This window comes from uncultured Polaribacter sp. (assembly GCF_947503875.1).
Taxonomy (GTDB): Bacteria; Bacteroidota; Bacteroidia; order Flavobacteriales; family Flavobacteriaceae; genus Polaribacter.
The window spans coordinates 373,837-397,251 of sequence record NZ_CANNFH010000004.1 but is presented as its reverse complement, the minus strand read 5'-3'; the positions used below and the strand labels follow the sequence as shown (position 1 = coordinate 397,251).

The following is a 23,415-nucleotide window of genomic DNA, read 5'->3' as shown; positions in this document are numbered from 1 at the left end:
ATTTTATTTTGATATGAATAACAGAGCAAAAGTCGTAACTTTAAACACTTTAAAGATAGTCCAGTTTTAAAATGAAAGATAGTCCGGTTTTTGAGATTTTTAGAACAAAAATTCGTTTTAACAAATCTGTTGCGCAACCTGTTTATACGCAAGTTGCCGAACAAATTATTAAAGCCATACAAAGAAACGATTTATCAGCAGCTGCAAAATTACCAGGAACTAGAGCTGTAAGTTCACTATTAAAAATACATAGAAATACTGCAGTTGCTATTTATGATGAATTGGCTGCACAAGGTTGGGTAACCATTTTACCTAACAAAGGAACTTTTGTGGCTCCTTTAAAAGTGAAACAACATAAGTTAAAGGCTTATTCACATCAATTAAATAGTACAAAAACGGCCATAAAAAAAACGGGTTTTGCTTTTCAAAAATCGTTTCATTTAGCTTCTACGTTACAAAAAACTGCAGCAAAATATACTATAAACGATGGTAAACCAGATTTGCGTTTGCATCCTGTAAATGAGTTTACAAGATGGTACAGTGCTGCCATGAAACGTAAAACTTTAATTAAAAAATGGAATAGACCTTTAGAAACCTCATTATCTATATTTAAAATACAATTGTGTAATTATTTAAATACAACAAGGGGTTTTACAAGCAGGCCTGCAAATATAATAAGTACCAGAAGTACAGAAATGAGTTTATACATTGTTTCTCAACTACTAATTAAACCAAAGGATGTAGTTTTGGTAGGCAATTTAAGTAATTATGCTGCAAATATGATTTTTCAGCAAACTGGTGCTCAAATAGAAACCATTCCAACAGATAAATATGGCTTAGATGTAAATTTTATAGCAGAAAATTATAAAAAAGGAAGTATTAGATGCCTATACATTTGTGCCAATAGAGACTACCCAACAACTATAAGTCTAAGTACAAAAAGACGTTTGGCATTGCTAAAATTGGCTAAAAACTATGGTTTTGCAATTATTGAAGATGATTATGATTACGATTTTCAGTATAACAATACACCTACAAAGCCTTTGGCAAGTATAGATACAAATGGTATGGTAATTTATTTAGGTAAATTAGGGCAATCTTTATTTCCTAGTTTTCAAACAGGATTTGTAATTGCGCCAGAAAATTTAATAACAGAAGCAAAAAATTATCTGTATTTATTAGATGAACAAGGCGATTTAATACAAGAACAAATGTTGTCTGAATTAATTAACGAAGGCGAAATTCATCGTTTAATGAATAAAAATATTGTTACTTATAAAAAAAGAAGAGACGTTTTAGCACAACTTTTACAAACGCATTTTTCTAAAATAGCTTCTTGGCAAATTCCTAATGGAGGTTTAGCAATTTGGTTGAATTTTCAACCAAAAATATCATTAATAAAATTGGCAACAGCCGCAGAAAAAAACAATTTATTTTTGCCAAAAACCATTTTATATCAAGATAAAAACACTTGTGCTATTCGTTTTGGTTTTGGTCATTTAACTGTTGAAGAGTTAGAAAATGTGATTCAGAAATTAAAAGCCGCTTACTTAGAGGTTACTACAAAAGATTTACAAGCCTAAAAAGTAAAAAATTAAAAGAAAAGTTTTAATTTGGCTAATTATGATTACATCTGAAAATTTAGATTTTTTTGCGCCAAAACCCTCGGAAATTGAAGGTGCCTTTTTTATAGATAATGGTATTTCTGCCGGTTTTCCTGCTCCTGCAGAAGATTTTGAACAAGAGCGTGTGTCTTTAGATGAAGAATTGGTTAGAAATAAAGAAACTACTTTTTTTGCCAAAGTAAAAGGACAATCTATGATAAATGCAGGCTTAAACGATCAAGATTTATTGGTAATAGACAGAAGTTTGCGCCCAGAAGATAAAAAAATTGCCGTTTGTTATGTAGATGGCGAGTTTACCGTAAAAAGGTTGCGTGTGCAAGGCAATGAAATTTGGTTGCAACCAGAGAATCCAGATTATCCCATTATAAAAATAACAGAAGAAAATGATTTTGTAATTTGGGGTATTGTAACTAATGTAATTAAAAAGGTTTAGTTATTCCTGGGTTTGATTTAGTCTTCGACAAGCTCAGACCAATTAACTATCCATCAATTATTATCTTAAAAAAGCCTAATGAGCACATGAAAATTAAAAGAATATTTATAGCCTTTGCGTTCTTTCTTTTTTGTGCACCTCTATTTTCTCAAATAAGCGTAAAAGATTCTACTGTGCAAGTAATTGGTTATTGGTCTAAATTAGACCAGCAATCTTATAATGTTTCTTTAGAAAAACTAAAATTGAAAGGAAAAGACACAGTTTCTAGAGAATTTACCACTTACGAAGTTGATTTAAAAATAATAGATTCTACCGCAAATAGTTACACTACAGCGTGGAATTATAAAAACTACAAAGTAGAAACCGACAATGAAATTATACAAAAAATTAGTGCTTTAGCAAGTGATATTGTTGTACAAATTAAGACAGATGAATTTGGTTCTTTTATGGAAGTTGTAAATTGGGAAAGCATTAGAGATTATCAACTTAAAGTAATAGACCAATTAAAAGACGAATTAAAGGATGTACCAAACATTAGCAACATTATAAATGGTGTAATGAAAAATTTTAACTCTAAAGAGGCTATTGAAGCAAATGCGATAAAAGATGCCATTCAGTTTTATAGTTTTCATGGTATAAAATACACTTTAAACGAAGAAGTGAAGGGTAATGTTAGCTTACGTAATAATTTTGGTGGTAAACCTTTTGATACAGACCTAAGTTATAGTTTAGATGAAATTAATACAGAAGATGGTAATGCTGTAATTAGAATGCAGCAGGTTGTAAATGCAGAACAACTAACCAATGAAACGTATAAATATCTTAAAAAATTAAATAATGGTGTTGCTAAATTTCCAGATCGTAAAGATTTTCCGACATTAACCAACGAAACTTTTACGGCCTCTAGAATACATGGAGCAACAGGATGGGTAATCTATAGCATAGAAACAAAAGAAGTAAAAGCACAAGGCAGTACAAATATTGAAGAACGCATAATTGAGATAAAATAGTCTTCGACAAGCTCAGACTGACTTACGTTAGTCGTAATAAAACTAAGATTAATATTATATTTATAGCATAAAACTTAAATTATGATTTAAATACAATAAATTAAAAATCAAAATGTCTCACTGAGCTTGTCGAAGTGAAGCTTGTAAAATAAAATAATGAAAAAGGTCTTCGACAGGTTCAGACTGACTTGCGTTAGTTGTAATAAAACTTGGATTAGTACTATATTTCTAGCATAAAACTTGAATTACAATTTAAATACAATCAATTAAAAAATAAGATAAAACCAAATCATTTAATTAAACCAAAAACTATTATGGACAATAATTTAACCAACAAAACGCTTTTAATTGAGTCTACAGACCAAGCTCGTGTAGAATTTTATAAAAAAACATACACGCACGTTGCAGGTGGCGTTTTACTATTTGTGCTTTTTGAATATTTACTGTTACAAAGTGATGCCATTGTAAACTTTATGTTGTCTATGACAGAAGGTTGGCGTTGGCTAGTAATGTTAGGTGGTTTTATGTTAGCTACCAATTACGCAGAAAGTACTGCTCTAAAAACGACAGACAAAAACATACAATATATGGCCTACGCATTATACGTTTTTGCACAAGCCATTATTTTTGTACCGCTTTTGTACATTGCTATGTATTACACAGAAAGTACTGAACTAGTGCAACAAGCAGCCTTAGTTACATTAGCACTTTTTATAGGTATTTCTGCCATTGTTTTTGTAACTAAAAAAGATTTTTCTTTTATAAAAGCAGGGTTAACCGTTGGCTTTTTTATAGCAATTGGTTTAATTGTAGCGGGTACTTTATTTGGCTTTAATTTAGGTTTATGGTTTTCTGTAGGTATGTGTGTTTTGGCTGCAGGTAGCATTTTATACCAAACTTCTGAAATGGTAAACAAATACGGAACCGAAGATTATATACCTGCTTCTTTGGGTTTATTTGCCTCTTTAATGTTATTATTTTGGTATATTTTAAGAATATTTATGTCTAGAGATTAATAGATATTTTTAACTTATATTTTCAACAAAATCAGTGCTTTTTAGTGCTGATTTTTTTTGTTTTAAACTTAAATAATTATTTTTTTAAACTATTTTATTATTGTTTTTCAATAATTTTTATATATTTGTTATCGTAAAACAATAATTATTATGAGAAAATTAAATATTTTAAAAACAATTGTAGATATTATTTTTATTATAACAATTCCTTTAATGCTAAGTTGCATTGCAATAGCTATTGGAGTTTTCTTTATAGACTTTACAGATTTAAGTTTTATAGATATAGAACTAATAATTGACTCAGAAAATTACAATCCAAAAGACCTGTTTTCTAATATACTAATTTCAATTTCTACTATTAATTATTTATTATTAATAGCAGCATTCTATATTTTTAGGAAAGTATTATATCACTTTTTAAGAGTAAAAATATTTGAGGATTATGTAATCAATTCCTTCTTAAAAATCGGGAATCTGATAATTATTTCAGCTATTATTTCTATAGTGTTATCATTCGTTTCTAACTTATATTATTATAAATCAGGTATTACGTTTGAAATAGGATCAAATGAAAATGTTATGAATATTTGTTTAGGATTATTCTTCTTGGTATTAAGTGAGATTTTTAAAATAGCCAAAAACGCAAAACAAGAAAACGATTTAACGATATAATTATGAAAAAGATAAAAAATCTAAAAACAATGGCCTTAGCGCTATTTGCATTAATTCTATTTTGGTTTTTAGCCGATAATATATTAATTGTTTCTGCTTTATTATTTGAAAATGATGTCTTATATCAAGGGCACTTTAATAATGAAGGCACTCCATTATTTTTAAAACTTTTGGTAGGTTTAAAAATCTTGGCTTTTGGTTTGTTTCTTTATGGTGCTTATTTTTTAATTAAAATATTACTTCTAAAACAAATAAATGATTATTTCAGTAGCCTAACATCTGACTACTTATTTAATGCTGGTAAATTATTTATTGCTTCAAACTTAATAGCATTTCTATTAAGTTTTTCAATCTTTTTTATAGATGTAAAATACTTTTTGTATTTCAATGGAGATTCAAGGTATTTGTCTCTTTTAATGGTTGTTTTTGGTTTCTTTTTAATCATTTTTAGTAAAGTTATTCAAAAAGGAAATACGCTAAAACAAGAAAACGATTTAACGATTTAATTATGATTCCTATTTTTCAAACAATTTTATACCTAACCATTTTTAGCCTTCTTTCTTTTGCCATTTATAGCATCTATAAAAAAAAGGGACTGACTACGTTTTTACATGGCTTATTTAGCCTTACTTTTTGGGGTGGTATTCTATTTTTAATAATCGCTATTTCTTTTACTATTTTTACTGATAATGATACCATTGAAACCTCAGAAAAATCAAAACTGTATGCAAATACTAAAAATGTTCCTGTTCGTGTTTTCCTATCTTTTAATGCGGATACAAAACTGCAATTTAAACCTAATTCAAATCTTGAATTATCGTCCAACACAGATTCTTTAGCAATGAATAGTTACCTAAATTTAAAAACAGATAATTGGGTATTGTCTTCTGCTATTTTTCTAAACACATATTTATCTATAATCATACTCATTTTTATCTTTTTTCAGTTAAAATCGCTTTTTAAAATACTAAGTACAAACCTTTCCTTTAGTTTACAGCTTACAAAAAAAATAAATTGGATTGCCAGCTTATTGATTGTTTGGCAACTTAGTAAATTAATTTTTAGTATTATTTTTGGTTTGTATTATGGTTATGTTGGCTTAAATAAAATGCAAGACCAAAATATAAACCTAAGTATCAATCCAAGATTAGATATAGATTTTACCATAATTATATTTGCATTAAGTTTGTTCGTTTTAGGTAAACTTCTAAAAAGAGCACACGAAATTCAAACAGAAAACGACCTAACAATATAATTATGGCAATTATTGTAAACTTAGATGTAATGCTTGCCAAACGCAAAATGCGAAGTAAAGAACTGGCAGCAATTATTGGTATTACTACAGCCAATTTATCCATTTTAAAATCTGGGAAAGCCAAAGCAGTTCGTTTTTCTACTTTAGAAGCAATTTGTAAAGCTTTAGATTGCCAACCAGCGGATATTTTAGAGTTTGTAGAAGATTAAACTATTTTATTTTCTCCACTCGAATCCTGTCATTTCGTCCTTTTGGGAGAAATCTTATAACGCTTGCTCTAGTTTATGTTAGCTAGTTTATGAGACTTCTCCATACGTTCGAAGTGACAACTGTTGTGTGAATCGTTTTCTTTATTAGAATCCTGTCGTTATTTCTACCTTTTGGAAGAAATCTCATAATGCTTACCATGATTTACGTTAGCTAGATTATGAGACTTCTCCATACGTTCGAAATAAAAATCGTGTGCTAAAACTATTCTTCAAATTTCTTTAATTTCAATTTTAAATGCTGAATTTCTGCACCTTTATCTTCAATCTCTATCTGATTATACCTTAAACTCGTAAAAAGATACACCATTACAAGAATACTCCTTAAATCATCAGGATTATAAGCCGATAAAAAACCGAATTTATCAAAAACATAAGAAATACCAAACAACACAATAGCTACAGTAGATATTATTTTATAAGTCTTCTTCATAAAACACATATTTAAAATTCAAACTAAAATTAAGGAACATTCTTAATTCTATCAAAAAAATAAACCCTAAAGAACAATAAAATCCTTTAAGGTTTATACTTACCTCAAGAGTAAGCATCACTTCCCTTGTTTATATTGAGCTTAGTCGAAATAGGAAGGTTAGCATGGGATGGAATTACCTATTCATTGGTTTATCCATATTCATAAATAAAATATCTGTATCTGTAACTTCTTCACCCAATAAATACTTACTAAAATGATCTGCTCTTAACCAGAAAGAATATTCTGTCATGCTACCAAAACCATGTCTTTGTCCTGGCATAATCATAAATTTAAAACGTTTGTGCGCTTTAATTAGTTGTTCTGCCATTCTTATAGTTCCTGCAGGATGCACGTTATTATCCATATCTCCATGAATCAACATTAAATGTCCTTTTAAGTTTTTTGCTAGAGATTGATTGTCATCAATTTTATATTTATGAGAGATTTTTCCTTTCTCGTCAATTTCTTCTTTCACTCCATGATGTGTTTCACTCCACCAAGAATTATACACATTATTATCATGATTTCCTGCGGAAGAAACTGCGGCTTTAAAGAAATCTGGATATACCAACATTGCTGCTGTAGACATAAATCCACCTCCAGAATGTCCGTAAATTCCTACTTTTTCAATATCAATAAACTTGTGCTTATTCGCCAATTGTTGCGCTACATATTTTTTATCTGCCAAACCATAATCTCGTAAATTGCCATAACTATAATTGTGGTACCATTTAGATCTATCTGGATGTCCACCTCTATTTCCTAAAGTAATTACTACAAAACCAACTTGCGCCATTCTATCTAACCTATCCATTCTGTAAGAAAAAGATTTATTTACAGCTTCTGTTTGTGGCCCAGGATATACATATTCTAAAAGCGGATACACTTTTGTAGAATCCATATCAAAAGGCTTGTACATTACACCGTAAATATCTGTAATACCATCGTCTGCTTTTACTTTAAAAGGTTCTGGAAATTTATATCCAGAAGCCATTAACTGAGATAAATCTGCAGTTTCTAAATCCATTACTTTACGTCCGTTTGCATTTCTTAATTCAGATTTTGGTACGGTATTTACTCTAGAATAATTGCTAACAAAATACTTGTTAGAATCTGCCATAGAAGCAGTTGCTGTAAAATCTCCTGGATCTAGCGTTTTCATTCCATTTCCATTTAAACCAATTTTATAGGTATGTAAATAGTAAGGATCTTGTTTTTTATTTACACCATTTGCTGTAAAATATAAGGTTCTACTTTTTTCATCTAAACCTGCAAAACCATCTACATGATAATCGCCTTCTGTAACTTGATTTTTTAAGTTCCCTTCTGCGTCATATAAATAGAAATGTGCCCAACCATCTCTTTCTGCCCAATGCAACATTTCTGTTTCATTGTTGAATAAAACCAAAGGACTAGACTCTATGTAGGTATTAAAACGCTCTTCTATTAACGTTTTATATTCTCCAGTATTTATGTCTGCAACATTAATATCGTACTTTTTTCTGTCTCTAGAGATTACACTAAAATATACTTTTCCTTTATTAGAAAGTAACAACGAAGGTTGAAAATCATCATCTCTGTTTGATTGTTTTCTTGGAGCTCTAAATACAGAAATACTTTGCTGACGAATGGTATCTAAAGGCACTTTAACATGCGATTTTGTTGGAATATCAAAAATTAACAACTCAGATTTGTAGTATTCTTGTTCTCCAGGCATGTGGTATTTATAGGTTTCTAAAGTAGGTCTTTTTTTACCTGTAGAATTAATTACCCATAAATCTTTTATGTGTCTAGAATCAGATTTTTGAAAAACAAATTTCTTAGAATCATGAGACCAAGTTCCCCAAACGCCTTTTCTGTCATCTTTTTTCTTTTCTACATCTTCATTGTCTTGTCCTCTATTTCCACCTCCATAACCATAGTTTTCTTCTCCATCTTTTGTCCATTGGTTTTCTACAACTGTGCTATCTTTTTCATCTTTAATAAACTTTTTAAAGTTCATTTTATCCATCCAATACAGATTGTAATTTTTAGAATACAACACAATAGAACTGTCTGGAGCAACATTTGCCCATCTTCTCCAAGGTCTTTTTTCTTCTTTTTTATTGTTGATGATTGTTAAACCATTACCACCTAATTTGTATTCTAAATAATACACTTTTTTCTCTATTTTAGGCTTTTTCTTTTTTGCCTTTTTGGTAATAGTAGAATCTTTTTTAGTTTCCTCTTTTTTATCTTCGTCTACAACTTCAACTTCTTCTGTTGCTGTTACTCTAAAACGAAATGCATCTTCTGCCTTGTTAAACTTTATATTTAAACGTGGTAAATGTTTGGCATCATAAGGGTCTTTAGTGATTTCTGTTAACCACTTTGCCATTTTTACATTATCAAAAAGTAATTTTTTTGTCTTTTTATCTGCGTCTACAATATAATGTTTAGAACCTTCTGATGTTTTATAAGCGTACCAAAAACGGTTTCCTTTTTTTAACCAATGTGGTCTTACACTTGTAGAATGCACCATTTTTGCCAAGTTTTTAGGCGAATACTTAGCAGCAGCTCTGTAATTTGGTTTGGGCGTTTCTTGTGCTGTAGTTACTGAAACAGTAAATAAAAACACAAAAAATAAGATAAAATTTTTCATTTGTAGTGTTTGTTTAATTTGAATTACGAGCTAAAGTTCTCTAAAACAAATTACACCACAAATTTTCGAGTTCTATTTCTTAAAACTTTAACATTAATACAAGAACAAAAAAGGCAATTTAAAATTGTTCTTTTTTAAACTTATATTTTACTTTTAAAACAATAAATTGATAAATACGAGACAAAATTTGGTTGTATTTAAAATTGAATAAACTATCAATTAAAACTTGTGTACTAAAATTTTCATGAAAAAATTGTACTCTGTTTTCTATTTGTTCATCAGAATATTTACTGTACATTCTTTGGCTAGAAATTTCACTTAAACGCCATTTAAACAACTTTCTTCTGCGCCATTTTTTTCGATAATTATCAAAATTAGTTTTACCTGTTCTTAAAAATTCATCTATAGAAACACAGGCTAAATCTGCACTTTGCATAGCATAACGTATGCCTTCTCCACCTCTTGGGTTTATGGCAGAAACAGCATCTCCCACAGCAAAAACTTTATTCTCGTAAAATTTATCTTTTAAGCCATTCGCGTATCTTATAATTCCACCATGAGCGTCAATCAATTTGTAAGTATCGCATTTTAAATACTCTTTAATAATTTGCTCTGTAATTTTTTTAGTGGTTTTATCTGTGTTTTCTTGTTCTTTAGATTTTAAATGCACTTTACCTGCTCCTACTTTTAAAATGTTTTGTTCCATAGGAAAAATCCAAGAATACCCTTTTATAGCCCATTTGTGACCTAAGAAAAACACCAACCTATCTTTATACTGCTTGTAAATTTCGGGCGCTACTTCAATTAAATATTCTGTGCCACTTCCCAAATCCATTTTTGGTTGTTTTTCTTTGGTATCGTACATAACCTTTCTTATTGGGCCTGTTGCATCTACTACCAATTTAGTTGCCACTTGTAATGTTTCGCTTCCTTTATTTTTTTGAAGTGTTAGTACAACTTCATTATCGCCAACTTTTTTACTAATGTATTTATAACCTGTTAAAACTTCTCCGTTAAATTTTAAAGTTTCATCTGCCAAAAATTGTTTTAATTTACCATAATCTAGCACCACACCTTGTTTGGTGTCTGATGCCCAATAATAACTTTTTTTAGTGCATTGCAAAGTAATATCACTCCAATAAGCACCAATAATATGTTCTGGTAAATCAAATTCTTTTAATGGTTCTAAGGTCATTCCTGCACTAGAAAAATTATTGTCCATAAAACTATTAAAACGTTCTACTAACAACACATTATGGCCTTTTTTAGCTAAATTTCTTGCTGTTTGTCCGCCTGCAGGACCACCACCAATAATAACAACATCATACTTTTTCATCTTCAATCTGTTAATTCAAGTTGCGTTTTTCTATAAAAAAACGTTTTAATAATTGCGAACATTCATTCTCTAAAATACCACCAACTATCTTTGTTTTTGGATGCAAGGTTGTTTTTAAGTTGACAAAACCCCTTTCTGGCTCGCTAGCTCCGTAAACAATTTTACCTATTTGTGCCCAATAACTAGCGCCTGCACACATTTGGCAAGGTTCTAAAGTAACATACAAAACACAATCTTTTAAATATTTACCACCTAAAAAATCTGCTGCAGCTGTATACGCTTGCATTTCTGCGTGAGCAGTAACATCATTTAAAGTTTCTGTTAAATTATGTGCTCTTGCAATAATTTTATCTTTAAAAACAATTATTGCGCCCACAGGTACTTCTCCTTTAGCAAAGGCATTTTCTGCTTCTTGATAGGCTTTTTTCATAAAATAAGTATCATCAAAAGGCTGTATCATATTTTATTTTGTGGTTACAGTGCGAATTTAAGTAAAATATTTACGAATGTTTTGAAATAATTACAAGCGCGTTTTTACAAACACAAAATTTGAAGTTGTATTTTTGTAAACGTATGCAAAATCTGTTAGATCAAATAAACTACCCAGAAGATTTAAGAAAATTAAATCTAGATCAATTGCCACCATTGGCAAAAGAGTTGCGCAGTTTTATTATAAATATAGTAGCTACTAAAGAAGGGCATTTAGGTGCAAGTTTAGGTGTTGTAGAACTTACTATAGCTTTGCATTATCTTTTTGATACGCCAAATGATATACTTGTTTGGGATGTTGGCCATCAAGCTTATGGCCACAAAATTTTAACCGGTAGAAAACATAATTTTCACACCAACAGACAGTTAAATGGTATTGCAGGCTTTCCTTCGCGCAGCGAAAGTGAATTTGATGCTTTTGGTGTTGGCCATTCCTCTACTTCCATTTCTGCTGTTTTAGGTATGGCCATTGCAGCCAATTTAAAAGGAGAAACCCAAAAACAACATATTGCTGTAATTGGTGATGCTTCTATTGCAAGCGGAATGGCTTTTGAGGCTCTAAATCACGCAGGCGTTTCTAAAGCGAATTTGCTAATTATTTTAAATGATAATGCCATAGGTATAGATCCTGCAGTTGGTGCTTTAAAAGAGTATTTAACCAAGGTTAAAAACGATAGAAAGTTAGCCGCGCAAAATAATATTATTAAAGCTTTAAATTTTGACTATTCTGGACCAATTAATGGCCATGATTTACCAAAGTTGATAAAAGAATTGGAACGCTTAAAAACCGTAAAAGGCCCAAAATTTTTACACATAATTACTACAAAAGGTAAAGGATTACAGCAAGCTGAAGATGACCAAGTAACCTATCATGCACCTGGTAAATTTGATGCTATTTCTGGCGAACGCATTAAAAAAGATGCCAATATTTTTACAAAATACCAAGATGTTTTTGGTAAAACCATTGTAGAATTAGCACAAAATAATAATAAAATTGTAGGGATAACACCTGCCATGTTAACGGGTAGTTCTTTAAAGTTGTTATTAGAAAAATTCCCAAAAAGAACTTTTGATGTTGGCATTGCAGAACAACACGCAGTTACCTTGGCTGCTGGTATGGCAACCCAAGGTTTAATACCTTTTTGTAATATTTATTCTACTTTTTTACAACGAGCTTACGACCAAGTTATTCATGATGTTGCATTACAAAATTTGCCTGTAATTTTTTGTTTGGATAGAGCTGGTTTGGTAGGCGAAGATGGTGCTACACACCATGGTGTTTTTGATATTGCTTATTTACGATGCATACCCAACCTAATTATTTTTGCGCCCAGAAACGAAATTGAATTGCGTAACATTTTATACACTGCACAATTAGGTTTAAAAAAACCGATTGCTATTCGTTACCCACGTGGTTATGGTAGCTTAATCGAATGGGAATTGCCTTTTGAGAAAATAGAAATAGGTAAAGGAATTCAACTTAAAAAAGGAGAAGATATTGCTGTTTTATCTATTGGTACAATGGCTAAAAATGTTAAAGAAGCAATAGGTTTATCAACAAAACAAAAAGACATTGCACACTTTGATTTACGTTTTATAAAACCTTTAGATGAACGTCTTCTTCATACAATATTTAAAAATTATAAAACTATTTTTACTATTGAAGATGGCGTTATAAATGGTGGTTTTGGCAGTGCCATTTTAGAGTTTGCGTCTGATAATAATTACACAAATAAAGTGAATACACTTGGTGTTCCAAATTATTTTATAGAACATGGAACTGTAAAGGAACTGCAAAATATAGTAAAACTAGATGCTAAAAGCTTAGCAGACATATTTTCTGAAGCATAAAAAAAGACTGTCTAAAAAGAACAAAAATTTGTCATTTTGAGCGAAATAAAATGGAGTCAAAAAATCTATTGAGTTAGAATTTAATAGTTTAGATTTCTCCATAAAGTCGAAATGACAGACATAAAGCACTTTTTAGACAGCTTCTTTACATGTTACTTATCTCGTATTTATTCTATCACTATCTTTTTAGAAGCTCTTTTACCTTTTTCATCAATAATGTTTACAATATAAATTCCTGTATTTACATTTATAGATACCTCTTGTTTTTCTTGCGCATTAAAGTCTACTACTTGTTTGTGTACTTGTCTTCCAGCAATATCGAAAACAACTATATTAGATCTACCCAAATTGTTTTTAGCAAACACTGTAAAATCACCTTTAGACACTGTTGGGTATACTGTAAAAGCAGCGCTATCTGAAATAACATCTTCTACAGAAGCTGTACCTAAAGTAAAATTCGTTGTAAACATACCTCTACCATGTGTAGCTGCCAAAACTAAATTATCTGATGCCCTATATTGTAACATATCAACTCTTACACTTCCCATATTATTTGAAGCTGGCTCCCATACTACATTTTCTGCTGTAATATCATCTGTTTTCCAAACCCCAACTTCTGTAGCCAATATCACTTGTTTTCTATTCAGAGGATTAAATAAAGACCATCTTACTGGAATGTCTGGTAAATTACCTTCTACATTAATCCAAGTTTCTGCACCATCTGAAGTATACCAAACACTCTCTACTCCGTAATTTGAATAGGTTAATAATATCTCATCCTCAGACTCACCAAACTCTATACAAGAAACAGCTCCTACAACATCTGGTGCATTTACAGTTCTTGAACTACCATTATTAGCATTAATAAACAGCAATCTTCCATTACGTGTACCTAAGTAAACTTTTCTATTTTCTTTATTATAACTAGATACTCTAATATGGGTTACAACTTCGTTTGCAAGTCTTCTAACATTTATAGTGTCTTTTACTATAGACAGCTGGCTTTCGTAATCTGCATTTAATGTTGCTGTTGTTATGGTACTATTATCATTAAAAGAGTACAATATATTATTGTCATCATCATAATCTGCTGGATTAATAAAAGTACCATTTCCGTTATCAATTAGAGTAATTTGTCTTGGATTGGTATTTGAATCGGTATAATCATTTAAGAAATAGTTGTTAAACTGCGTAGAAGCAATATAATACAAACCTCTCTCTTCATTTACGGCGGTTTGATCTATAAAGCAAAAACCTCCATCACCTCCTAAAAGTTCTAAAGAATTACCTATACCTGGCTCAAAAATAAAACTTGTACCATTATCTTGCGCACCACCTAGTAAAGCTATAGGGTTAACAGGGTCTATAGCTCCAGAATAGTACTGTGTAATATTAAAGTTTAAGTTTCTCTCCTCTAAATCTGATGAAGGCAATCTTCGAGACCTTGAACTGTAATAAATACCACCATCTGTTGAAAAAATAATACCTTCTGAATTTGGTCTGAATAGAATATTATGCTGATCTGCATGCATAAATTTAACCGAGTTAGTCCTGTCTACATTTAAATTCCAACTAGACACTTTAAACCAAACATCTGCTCTTGAAGATTTAAACATATTTATACCACCAATATAGACCTCTCTATCATTTTCTGGATTTATTTGTACAATTAAATCATACCACGCTTGTCCTCTCGTAAAATCACTGTTCGGAATCGTACTATCTCCTGTATCTTCAGGATTATTTAAGGTAATCCAATTCGCGCCATTATCTGTAGTTTTAACAATCTCACCTAAAACACTTCCATTGGCTATTAAAGCATAAACAATATTTGTGTTTGATTGTGCAGTGGCAAGATCTACCCTGGCAGGATTTCCAACAGAAGAACGATATTGCTCCTCAAAATTTTCACCATCTACAGAAGTATATATTTCTCCTCTAGATGTTCCTACCCATATTTTGTTATCAGCAGCTAATTCTAGATCTCTAGCAGTAATATTAGAAACTCTTACCCAAGTTTGGCCTCCATTTACAGACCTAAAAATACCGGATCCAAGTCCGCTATTTGTATCCCTCATTGCTGCATACACAACTCCTATCTCACTTCCTTCATCTCTTATAACTAAGTCGTATACAAATTCAAATTCTATTGTGTTTTCTAAGTTACCCCAATTTACACCTCCGTCTGTACTTTTCCAAATTCCAGCACCATTAACCGCATCAAAATTACCCCAGCCTTCTCCTGTACCAGCATAGAAAGTTCTTTTGTTTACTGGATCAAAATCCATTGCAGATATAGCAAAGTTAGACATTTCTGGATATACCAAAGACCAAGATGATTCTGCATCTGTAATATCATCATTTTTCCAAATTCCACCACTTACACCTCCTGCAAAAACTCTTTTAAATTCTGAATCATTTGGATCAAACATCATAGCTCTTACTCTACCAGCCACTGTTTTTGGACCTCTAGATTCCCAATTAAATGAAGAAGAGTTAGCCGTTTTTCTACTAGTTTTTTCCTCTTGTAAATAGTTTGATCTGTATTTTACAGCATCTACTAAACTTTTTTGACTAACCTCTTTAGTTTGTGGATTTACTGTTTTTAAAAAATCTTGTTCAAAAGCTAAATCTGGCCTATCTTTTTTAGGGATTGCCTTTAATTCTTCATTTGTTAAATTTTGTCTTTTAGTATAAGGATGGTTCTCTAAGAACACTGCAAATTCTTTTCTCTTTTTTTCAAATGCGGACTCTTTCTTAGAATTGTATACTAACGCTGAAACAAATACTACTAAAACAAGAACTAATAATGACTTTTTACTATTCATGGGATAAATATTTTATGGGGAAGTGCAAATTTAATTATTAAAATTTACTCTTAAATAATGTTACCTGTTAATTTTTTGTGTATTCTTATAGCATAACCATCTGATAATCCAGACACATAACTACATACTTGCATAATTCTTAAATACAAGCTATCTGTCTCTATCTTATATTCTTCTGGCAGCAAGTTTAATACCAAAATATCAAAACTAGTTGCATTGTTATGATAACTGTTATGCAAGGCGTTCACAAAAACGTCTAACAAGTCTCCTATAATTCTATAACCGGCAACTTCTTTTTCTATAACCTCTGTGCTGTTATAAATTTTTGATACACTTATTTTTATAATGTCGTTAATTTGTGCCTCAAACTTACATTTCTCTAGCAAAGATTTTTGAAAGGTACCTTTTAAAATGGCTTCTTCGTTATCTAAAAAGATGGCTACAGCCTCTTGTATTAAAGTATTAATAGCCAAAGCTCTCAGGTAAGAAACTCTATCTTTTGTATGTTTTAAAGCGTGGTATTTTTTAGAGTTAATGGTATCTCTAACTAAATTTATTAGGTATTCTAAAGCAAACTCTTCTTCTATTAAACCTAAATTGATGCCGTCTTCAAAATCTATAATTGTGTAACAAATATCGTCTGCTGCTTCTACTAAATAGGCTAAAGGATGTCTGTAATAAGAGATGTCTTTTGTTGTTTTTTGCAGCATGCCTAATTCTTCCATCACTTCTAAAAACTCGGTTTTTTCTGATTGAAAAAAGCCATATTTTTTGTCTGCTATGTGGTTTGTAGGTTTTTTAGGAAGGCTTTCTTTTGGATATTTTATAAAAGCACCTAAAGTGGCATAACTTAAACGTAAACCTCCAGAAATACCTGCTCTAGATTCTGTTAAAATTTTAAATCCATTTGCGTTTCCTTCAAAATCTATTAAATCTTGATATTCTTTTGGGGTTAAGTGTTCTTTATATTTTATGCCGTTTCCAGATTTAAAATACTCGCCTATTGCTTTTTCTCCTGAATGCCCAAAGGGCGGATTTCCAATATCGTGCATTACAGAGGCTGCTGCAACAATGGCACCAAAATCGTTAAAGGTATAGCCTAATTTTGCTAGGTTTGGGTGACGTTCTAATAAAGCTTTACCAACGCGTCTGCCCAAAGTTCTACCTACTACAGAAACCTCTAAACTATGTGTTAATCTGGTGTGTACAAAATCGGTTTCTGAGAGTGGAATTACCTGTGTTTTGTCTTGTAAGCTTCTAAAGGCAGATGAAAATATAATTCTATCAAAATCTACATCGAAACCTAAACGTGTTTCATCTTGTGCTATTCTTTCTCGTTTTTGGGTGTCGCCAAAACGTTTTAAAGATAGGAGTTGTTCCCAGTTCATCTTAATTATAAATTTTGTTTTATATATTCACTTTTATTGAATTCTATTAATGATTTTTTTTGCTTTTTAAAGTTATAATCTGTAAGTGTATAAATATTATTTAAACCAGGTGTTTCTTTATAATATGTTTTGCATTCTAAAATTAATCCATTAAAACTTAATTGATTTTTTAATTTAAGAAAATCATAGTAAGTGAAAGGGATAATATATTCATCATTTACATAAAGTTCATACACCTCAATATATGTGTCAAAACTCCTAACACTTTTTTCTGTTAATATCAACTTATAACAATCAATACCTAAAATTTCTTTTTTATCTTTTCTATTATATTCAACAGTATAATTAGTATTCCATCGTTTATATAAATCACCCCAATTTACTTCGGTTTTGTAGATTTTATCTCTAAATTTTTTTTCGGTAAATTTTTTAAATGTTTTTGGTAAATAAATTGTTTTTTCTTTGGGAGCAATAATTTTGATAGTATCATTAATTATATAATAGTCGTGTTTTTCTAGATTGGTTTTTAGACTACTTGCCAACTTAGTTGATACCTTTATGAGGTTTTTAATTAATAAACTATCTTCTTTGTTTTTTGCATCCTTAAACATTTCTAAAAAACTATCCTTAATATCTACCTTAGTACTTTCTGTAGATAAACTATAAGATAAAAATCCATTTTTTACTATTTGTTGCTTTTTTTGATCTAATATCTTACAAGAAATAATAGAGGTTATTACTAAAAAATACAAAAGTTTTTTCATGATTTTTTTTCAAAAATACAAAAAAGAGAATATAATAAACCGCATTAATCTATTAGTAAAGCAAAAAAGTAAAAGACGTTTAGTCCAGATTGAACCATTTGTTTGAGCTCTCACGCTTTTGGGCTTAAAGCGAGTAGTGAAAGCTGGAACCTGCCTGCCGGCAGGCAGGATAGCTTCAAAAAAAAAAGAGAAAAACATTGCTGCTTTTCTCTTTTATGAACTATTTAGTTTAAAATGTGTTTATCCTTCACAAGAAGCACATTCTTTTTTCTGCTTAAATTTTTGTGCGGCATTCATACTGTGTTGGTAATACATAGATTTTACACCTAATTTCCAAGCATTAATGTATACTGCGTTTACTTCTTTAATTGGCATATCTGGATGCACCATAATGTTTATAGACTGCCCTTGATCTATGTGGTTTTGTCTATTTGCTGCTTGATATACAATTACGTTTTGGTCTATTTCTGAATAGGTTTTAAACACTTCTTTCTCATGGTCTGATAAGATGTTTAAGTGTTGCACAGAACCATCATTGTCTCTAATACTTCTCCAAATTTCTGTGGTGTTTTGCCCTTTTTCTATTAATAGTTTTTCTAAAACTGGGTTTTTAATAGTGGTTTTAATTTTTGCAATATCTTTTACATAAATGTTAGACCAAATTGGCTCAATTCCTTGAGATACTTGCCCTAAAATAAATGCAGATGATGTTGTTGGTGCAATTGCGTTTAATGTTGCATTACGTCTGCCATAGCCTTTTAAAACTGCTGGCTCACCATATTCTTTTGCCATTTCTTCTGAAGCAGCATAAGATTTTTCTTTAATTACTTTAAATATTTCGCTATTTAAACTGTACGCTTCTGCACTATCAAAAGCATACATTTTAGATTGTAAAAGTGAGTGCCAACCTAAAGCTCCTAAACCTAAAGCTCTGTTGTCTTTTGCAAAGTTGTAGGCTTTTTCCATAAAACGGAATGTAAACTGATCGTCTCTGTTTTCTGATACTTTAAATACTTCTAATTTGGTAATGAATTCTTCCATTACTGCGTCTAAGAAATAGGTTAAAGTTTCTACTGCGTCTGTATCTTTCCACTTGTCATAATGCAACACGTTTATAGAAGATAAACAGCATACAAAAGACCAATCGTCATTAGACGGTAACATAATTTCTGTACACAAGTTACTTGCGTAAATTTCGTGATTATTGTCTTTATAAACGTCTACAGTACCGTTATTCGCGTTGTCTCTGAATAAGATATAAGGATACCCAATTTCTCCTCTTCTTTGTAAAATTTTTGCCCAAATGCTTCTTTTTTCTACATCGCCAGCAATCATTTCTTCCATCCATTGGTTACCCACAGTTACACCATGTGTTAATTCTTGAATTGGATTACCTTCTGTACCAATTTCTAAGAATTCTTTAATATCTGGATGATCTACAGGTAAATATGGTGAAAAACGACCTCTTCTAACCGAACCTTGACTAACTACATCAACCATTTTTTCAAACAATTGCATAATATGAACTGAACCTGATGAAGAACCATTATTTTTTACGTCTGCGCCTCTTTCTCTTAACTTACCAAAATAACCAGATGTACCACCACCTAATTTAGACATCATACCTACTTCTGATTGTGAGAATAAAATATCTCCCATATCATCTGCTACGTGCGAACCAAAACAACTAATTGGTAAACCTCTTTTTTTACCAAAATTAGACCAAACTGGCGATGCTAATGAATAGTAACCTGCAGCCATATATTTGTAAAATTTGTCTGCAAAACCGTCTTTCTTTAAAATACGCTCTGCATTTTCTGCAATTTCACGAATTCTTCCTTCTGGTGTTGTACCTTCTGTTAAATAACCTGATTCTAAAAACTTACGACTATTTTCTGTTAGCCATTCAATTTCTGGTTGGTTGTTGTTCTCTAGCATTTCTTTTCTAGCGGTATTTCTTGCTTGAATTAATCTTTCGTGTTCTGTTAGGGTTTTGGTAGTTTTTGTGTCGTTCAGGCTCATAGTTAGTTAGATAGTAGTTATTTAAAATAAATCATCGCTTGTAATACTTTTAGTTCTTTTACTATAGTTGATAGATCTTTTTACAAAGAAATCTCCGTGTTTGGTTCCTATAATTTCATCATCAAACCAATCTGTTTCTGCCAATAAAGCTTCATCAACATCAAATACTTGGTCTACACCAATACTTGCCAAAGATTTGTTGAATCTATTTTTAATAAATTCTTTAATTACATCTTTTGGTAAGAAATCTAATTCTCCTTTCTCAAAAATCCAATCGATTATTTTGCTTTCTGCAATAAATGCTTCTCTACACGTTTCTTGCACTAATAAACCATGTGCTTCATCAAACCATTCTGGGTTTTCTGCTTTTATAATTTTAATTACATCAATACCAAAATCACCATGAATTTGTTCTTCTTTTGACGTTGCTTCTACCACATTAGAAATACCTTTTAATTTATTTCTATGCTTGTTAAAAGCCATTATTATTAAGAACTGAGAAAATAAAGATACATGCTCTATAAAAAGAGAAAATAAAATTATTGACTCTGAAAACTCTTTATTGTCTTCGCTATTTACATTTTTTAGAGCGCCTTCTAAATAATTTACACGACGCATCATTACAGGATTTTTCTTTAAGTTGGCAAACTCGTTATTTAATCCTAAAATTTCTAGTAAATGTGAATATGCATCATGATGACGAACTTCACTTTCTGCGAATGTAGAACCTACAGAACCAATTTCTGGTTTTGGCATTTTCTTATAAATATCTCCCCAAAAAGTTTTTACAGCAACTTCTATTTGAGAAATTGCCAACATTGTATTTTTAATGGCACTTTTTTCTACTTCATCTAAACCAGCCTTAAAATCTTGAATGTCGCTTGTATAATTAAATTCTGTATGTATCCAATAAGAATGTCTAATAGCATCTACATACTCGTTTAATTCTGGATAATCATAAGGCTTAAGATTTAATCTTTTTTCGAAAATATTCTTTTTTCTACTTCTGTTTTGCTCATCTCTATATAAAATATAAGCTTTGGCCACGTCATGAAAAGGACTGTCCATTAGTTTAAATTCTACAATATCTTGAATTTGCTCTACAGTTGGCACGTAATTAGGCTCTTTTAACTTCCTCTCTAATAATGTACCGTTTACAATATTTGTAATTGCAAGCGCATCTTCTCTTGAACCATTGTCTACAGAAAGCATTGCTTTTTCTATAGCTCGGGTAATTTTGTCTAGTTCGAAATTACTGGTTTGGTAATCTCGCTTAATTATTTGAGTAATTTCCACGATAAAAAAGGTATTATTTGTGAGTAAAAAAAGTCGTAAGAACGACCTCTACAAAGATTGCTATTTTTGTTCCAAAATGAAAGCCATAGTTATTCACAAATCCCTTGAAGTTTTTAACAATAGTAGAAATATTTTTAAAAACATAAAATTTTAACATTTCTACAAGTATTTGATTTTCATTATATTACAAGATTAAAAAACGGAAAGTTCTTGCTATTACTGACATTCTTAAAAAAGTTAGCCAAACAAAATAAAATTACCTGTTTAATCTTTTAAAATAATAGTTAAACATAAAATAAACTAATAATTAACATTAACTTTACTTATAAACGCCATTTTTACTGGCCTATTTAGAACATTTTTACATAGCAAAAAAAGCCATGTCGTTTTTTAAAAAAACTTATTTATCGGTATCTTTGCAAAAAGATTTTTACATGAAAAAAAGGTTTCCAAAAGTTGTTCAAATTGCTATAATTTCGGTGTATTTAATTTTTTTAGCAGGTTCTGTTGTTAGAATGACAGGTTCTGGAATGGGATGCCCTGATTGGCCGAAATGTTTTGGCTATTACATACCACCAACTTCTAAAGAACAAATAACCTGGAAACCAAACACAACTTTTAAAGAAGGCTACATTATTATTAAGGATGAAACCTTATATGTTGCAGAACATGATGTAACTACAGAAAGTACTTTTAACAACAAAAACTGGGCTGAGTATACCAAACATGACTATAATATATTTAATAAATTTCACACTTGGACAGAATATATAAATCGTTTAGCGTCTGTTTTATCTGGTTTTGTATTTCTATTTTTAGTTTATGGTGCTTTTCTTTTTAGAAAAGAAGACAGACGCATACCAACACTGGCCTTTATTGCTTTTTTCTTAATGCTTTTTGAAGCTTGGCTAGGTAAAACTGTAGTAGATAGCAACTTAACACCTACTATTATTACAATTCATATGGTAGTTGGCTTAATTATAATAGCGCTTTTATTGCGTTTAAGGTTTATTGTTTCCAACACTAAAACCTATACATATAATGCGTTATTTACCAAATTACTTTTAGTTTCTGTTGTTTTTTCTTTGATACAAATTGCAATGGGCACACAAGTAAGGCAATTTATAGACCAGCAAGTAAAACTATTTGGTTTCGAAAACAAAAATCATAGTTTAATGAATGCAAATTTTAAATTTTATTTCCATAGATCTTTTACCATTGCTATTGTTTTAGTAAACTTAGGTATGTTCTATTTAAATCAAGTTAAAAATTTAGGTTTTAAACTGGTAAATTGGATTGTTTTCTTAATTTTCTTAGAAACCATTACAGGTATTTTAATGTATTACGCCGCAATTCCTTTTGGTACACAAGCCATACATTTATTAGCTGGTGCTATTTTATTTGGATTACAGTTTTATTTGTGGCTACAAAGTAGAAGAGCAGTTAGTGAATAGTTTTGAGTTTTGAGTTTTGAGTTTTGAGTTTTGAGTTTTGAGTTAAAATTTTAAAAAAATCACATTCCTTTAAATCTATAAAGAAATAAACTAATAAACAATTTTAACTTTACCACTTTGAAACTTTATAACCTTTCAACTTTAAAACTTTAAAACTTTAAAACTAAAATCTACGGATGCGCATTTACCCAAACTTCACCATCAGTAAAATATTCTTTTTTCCAGATAGGAACGGTTTCTTTTAAAGTGTCTATTGCAAATTCACAAGCCAAAAAGGCGTTTTTTCTGTGTTTAGAAGAAGCCGTTATAATTACAGGAATATCTCTAATTTGCAACATGCCTTCTGCATGATGAATGGCAATTTTTTTAATATCAAATTTCTTTAAAGCTAAATCAGCAATTTTCTGCATTTCTTTTATTGCCATTGGTTTGTAGGTAGAAAAATCGAGTTGTTGCACTTCTTTGCCTTCTGTATCGTTTCTAACAGTGCCAATAAACGCAGCAATTCCGCCACAAGCATCATCTTCTACAAAAGCGTAACATTCTTGTAAATCTAATTTTTCTGAAGTAATTTTTATACTTGTTTTTTGCATT

Annotated in this window: 20 protein-coding genes; 10 read left to right on the top strand and 10 right to left on the bottom strand. The window is 30.6% G+C overall.

The genetic code is table 11. The features are described from left to right. Nucleotides 1-71 precede the first annotated feature (71 nt). The 8 genes from Q0684_RS08930 to Q0684_RS08895 all read left to right on the top strand — a co-directional run bounded on the left by Q0684_RS08930 (nt 72) and on the right by Q0684_RS08895 (nt 6,220). Entirely contained in the window at nt 72-1,583 is a 1,512-nt protein-coding gene (locus Q0684_RS08930) for a PLP-dependent aminotransferase family protein (protein WP_299015469.1), read from the top strand. A gap of 40 nt (nt 1,584-1,623) precedes the next feature. After that, a complete protein-coding gene (gene umuD, locus Q0684_RS08925) occupies nt 1,624-2,058 on the top strand; it encodes a translesion error-prone DNA polymerase V autoproteolytic subunit (RefSeq protein WP_299015466.1) in 435 nt (144 codons plus the stop codon). Nucleotides 2,059-2,144: 86 nt separating this feature from the next. Continuing rightward, on the top strand, nt 2,145-3,068 hold the full coding sequence (locus tag Q0684_RS08920) for a hypothetical protein (RefSeq protein WP_299015463.1): 924 nt from the start codon (nt 2,145-2,147) through the stop codon (nt 3,066-3,068). A gap of 314 nt (nt 3,069-3,382) precedes the next feature. After that, nucleotides 3,383-4,084 carry a Bax inhibitor-1 family protein gene (locus Q0684_RS08915; RefSeq protein ID WP_299015460.1) on the top strand — a complete coding sequence of 234 codons (702 nt, stop codon included), beginning with the start codon at nt 3,383-3,385 and terminating at the stop codon, nt 4,082-4,084. Between the two features lie 150 nt (nt 4,085-4,234). Further along, nucleotides 4,235-4,756 carry a DUF2975 domain-containing protein gene (locus Q0684_RS08910; protein WP_299015456.1) on the top strand — a complete coding sequence of 174 codons (522 nt, stop codon included), beginning with the start codon at nt 4,235-4,237 and terminating at the stop codon, nt 4,754-4,756. 2 nt (nt 4,757-4,758) lie between these two features. Continuing rightward, nucleotides 4,759-5,262, top strand: a complete 504-nt coding sequence (locus tag Q0684_RS08905; RefSeq protein ID WP_299015453.1) for a DUF2975 domain-containing protein — start codon at nt 4,759-4,761, stop codon at nt 5,260-5,262. A 2-nt stretch (nt 5,263-5,264) separates the two neighbouring features. Then, entirely contained in the window at nt 5,265-6,011 is a 747-nt protein-coding gene (locus Q0684_RS08900) for a DUF2975 domain-containing protein (protein ID WP_299015450.1), read from the top strand. Between the two features lie 2 nt (nt 6,012-6,013). Then, nucleotides 6,014-6,220, top strand: coding sequence for a helix-turn-helix transcriptional regulator (locus Q0684_RS08895; RefSeq protein WP_299015446.1), 207 nt, complete (start codon nt 6,014-6,016; stop codon nt 6,218-6,220). A 262-nt stretch (nt 6,221-6,482) separates the two neighbouring features. Here the strand turns inward: Q0684_RS08895 and Q0684_RS08890 are convergent, their stop codons facing one another. The 4 genes from Q0684_RS08890 to Q0684_RS08875 all read right to left on the bottom strand — a co-directional run bounded on the left by Q0684_RS08890 (nt 6,483) and on the right by Q0684_RS08875 (nt 11,189). Next, on the bottom strand, nt 6,483-6,710 hold the full coding sequence (locus Q0684_RS08890; protein WP_299015443.1) for a hypothetical protein: 228 nt from the start codon (nt 6,708-6,710) through the stop codon (nt 6,483-6,485). Between the two features lie 175 nt (nt 6,711-6,885). Continuing rightward, the gene (locus Q0684_RS08885) at nt 6,886-9,393 is read right to left on the bottom strand and encodes a DPP IV N-terminal domain-containing protein (RefSeq protein WP_299015440.1); all 2,508 of its coding nucleotides are present in this window, start codon (nt 9,391-9,393) and stop codon (nt 6,886-6,888) included. Nucleotides 9,394-9,511: 118 nt separating this feature from the next. After that, nucleotides 9,512-10,729, bottom strand: a complete 1,218-nt coding sequence (locus tag Q0684_RS08880; protein WP_299015438.1) for an NAD(P)/FAD-dependent oxidoreductase — start codon at nt 10,727-10,729, stop codon at nt 9,512-9,514. A gap of 10 nt (nt 10,730-10,739) precedes the next feature. Beyond that, a complete protein-coding gene (locus Q0684_RS08875) occupies nt 10,740-11,189 on the bottom strand; it encodes a nucleoside deaminase (protein ID WP_299015435.1) in 450 nt (149 codons plus the stop codon). Nucleotides 11,190-11,302: 113 nt separating this feature from the next. On the opposite strand from Q0684_RS08875, the gene dxs reads away from it, so the two are divergent. Then, nucleotides 11,303-13,069, top strand: coding sequence for a 1-deoxy-D-xylulose-5-phosphate synthase (gene dxs, locus Q0684_RS08870; RefSeq protein WP_299015432.1), 1,767 nt, complete (start codon nt 11,303-11,305; stop codon nt 13,067-13,069). A gap of 167 nt (nt 13,070-13,236) precedes the next feature. Here dxs and Q0684_RS08865 read toward each other — a convergent pair whose 3' ends face one another. The 5 genes from Q0684_RS08865 to Q0684_RS08845 form a co-directional block, all read right to left on the bottom strand. Continuing rightward, nucleotides 13,237-15,897 (bottom strand): T9SS type A sorting domain-containing protein, encoded by a 2,661-nt coding sequence (locus Q0684_RS08865; RefSeq protein ID WP_299015429.1) that lies wholly within the window; start codon nt 15,895-15,897, stop codon nt 13,237-13,239. A 50-nt stretch (nt 15,898-15,947) separates the two neighbouring features. Next, the gene (locus Q0684_RS08860; protein ID WP_299015427.1) at nt 15,948-17,285 is read right to left on the bottom strand and encodes a deoxyguanosinetriphosphate triphosphohydrolase; all 1,338 of its coding nucleotides are present in this window, start codon (nt 17,283-17,285) and stop codon (nt 15,948-15,950) included. A 5-nt stretch (nt 17,286-17,290) separates the two neighbouring features. Further along, the gene (locus Q0684_RS08855) at nt 17,291-18,049 is read right to left on the bottom strand and encodes a hypothetical protein (RefSeq protein WP_299015425.1); all 759 of its coding nucleotides are present in this window, start codon (nt 18,047-18,049) and stop codon (nt 17,291-17,293) included. Between the two features lie 240 nt (nt 18,050-18,289). Continuing rightward, complete coding sequence (locus Q0684_RS08850) at nt 18,290-20,071, bottom strand: ribonucleoside-diphosphate reductase subunit alpha (protein WP_299015422.1); 1,782 nt, start codon at nt 20,069-20,071, stop codon at nt 18,290-18,292. Nucleotides 20,072-20,092: 21 nt separating this feature from the next. Beyond that, a complete protein-coding gene (locus tag Q0684_RS08845; RefSeq protein WP_299015420.1) occupies nt 20,093-21,367 on the bottom strand; it encodes a ribonucleotide-diphosphate reductase subunit beta in 1,275 nt (424 codons plus the stop codon). A 434-nt stretch (nt 21,368-21,801) separates the two neighbouring features. Here Q0684_RS08845 and Q0684_RS08840 point away from each other — a divergent pair, with 434 nt between their 5' ends. Then, the gene (locus Q0684_RS08840; protein WP_299015417.1) at nt 21,802-22,821 is read left to right on the top strand and encodes a COX15/CtaA family protein; all 1,020 of its coding nucleotides are present in this window, start codon (nt 21,802-21,804) and stop codon (nt 22,819-22,821) included. Nucleotides 22,822-22,991: 170 nt separating this feature from the next. Here the strand turns inward: Q0684_RS08840 and Q0684_RS08835 are convergent, their stop codons facing one another. Beyond that, nucleotides 22,992-23,414, bottom strand: coding sequence for a molybdenum cofactor biosynthesis protein MoaE (locus tag Q0684_RS08835; RefSeq protein WP_299015414.1), 423 nt, complete (start codon nt 23,412-23,414; stop codon nt 22,992-22,994). Nucleotide 23,415 lies beyond the last annotated feature (1 nt).

Coding starts and splice junctions, on each gene's coding strand:
- Q0684_RS08905 (WP_299015453.1), top strand. CDS start 4,759: ATGAAAAAGATAAAAAATCTAAAAACAATGGCCTTAGCGCTATTTGCA.
- Q0684_RS08930 (WP_299015469.1), top strand. CDS start 72: ATGAAAGATAGTCCGGTTTTTGAGATTTTTAGAACAAAAATTCGTTTT.
- Q0684_RS08835 (WP_299015414.1), bottom strand. CDS start 23,414: ATGCAAAAAACAAGTATAAAAATTACTTCAGAAAAATTAGATTTACAA.
- Q0684_RS08895 (WP_299015446.1), top strand. CDS start 6,014: ATGGCAATTATTGTAAACTTAGATGTAATGCTTGCCAAACGCAAAATG.
- Q0684_RS08865 (WP_299015429.1), bottom strand. CDS start 15,897: ATGAATAGTAAAAAGTCATTATTAGTTCTTGTTTTAGTAGTATTTGTT.
- Q0684_RS08920 (WP_299015463.1), top strand. CDS start 2,145: ATGAAAATTAAAAGAATATTTATAGCCTTTGCGTTCTTTCTTTTTTGT.
- Q0684_RS08850 (WP_299015422.1), bottom strand. CDS start 20,071: ATGAGCCTGAACGACACAAAAACTACCAAAACCCTAACAGAACACGAA.
- Q0684_RS08860 (WP_299015427.1), bottom strand. CDS start 17,285: ATGAACTGGGAACAACTCCTATCTTTAAAACGTTTTGGCGACACCCAA.
- Q0684_RS08840 (WP_299015417.1), top strand. CDS start 21,802: ATGAAAAAAAGGTTTCCAAAAGTTGTTCAAATTGCTATAATTTCGGTG.
- Q0684_RS08855 (WP_299015425.1), bottom strand. CDS start 18,049: ATGAAAAAACTTTTGTATTTTTTAGTAATAACCTCTATTATTTCTTGT.
- umuD (WP_299015466.1), top strand. CDS start 1,624: ATGATTACATCTGAAAATTTAGATTTTTTTGCGCCAAAACCCTCGGAA.
- Q0684_RS08900 (WP_299015450.1), top strand. CDS start 5,265: ATGATTCCTATTTTTCAAACAATTTTATACCTAACCATTTTTAGCCTT.
- Q0684_RS08880 (WP_299015438.1), bottom strand. CDS start 10,729: ATGAAAAAGTATGATGTTGTTATTATTGGTGGTGGTCCTGCAGGCGGA.
- dxs (WP_299015432.1), top strand. CDS start 11,303: ATGCAAAATCTGTTAGATCAAATAAACTACCCAGAAGATTTAAGAAAA.
- Q0684_RS08890 (WP_299015443.1), bottom strand. CDS start 6,710: ATGAAGAAGACTTATAAAATAATATCTACTGTAGCTATTGTGTTGTTT.
- Q0684_RS08885 (WP_299015440.1), bottom strand. CDS start 9,393: ATGAAAAATTTTATCTTATTTTTTGTGTTTTTATTTACTGTTTCAGTA.
- Q0684_RS08875 (WP_299015435.1), bottom strand. CDS start 11,189: ATGATACAGCCTTTTGATGATACTTATTTTATGAAAAAAGCCTATCAA.
- Q0684_RS08915 (WP_299015460.1), top strand. CDS start 3,383: ATGGACAATAATTTAACCAACAAAACGCTTTTAATTGAGTCTACAGAC.
- Q0684_RS08910 (WP_299015456.1), top strand. CDS start 4,235: ATGAGAAAATTAAATATTTTAAAAACAATTGTAGATATTATTTTTATT.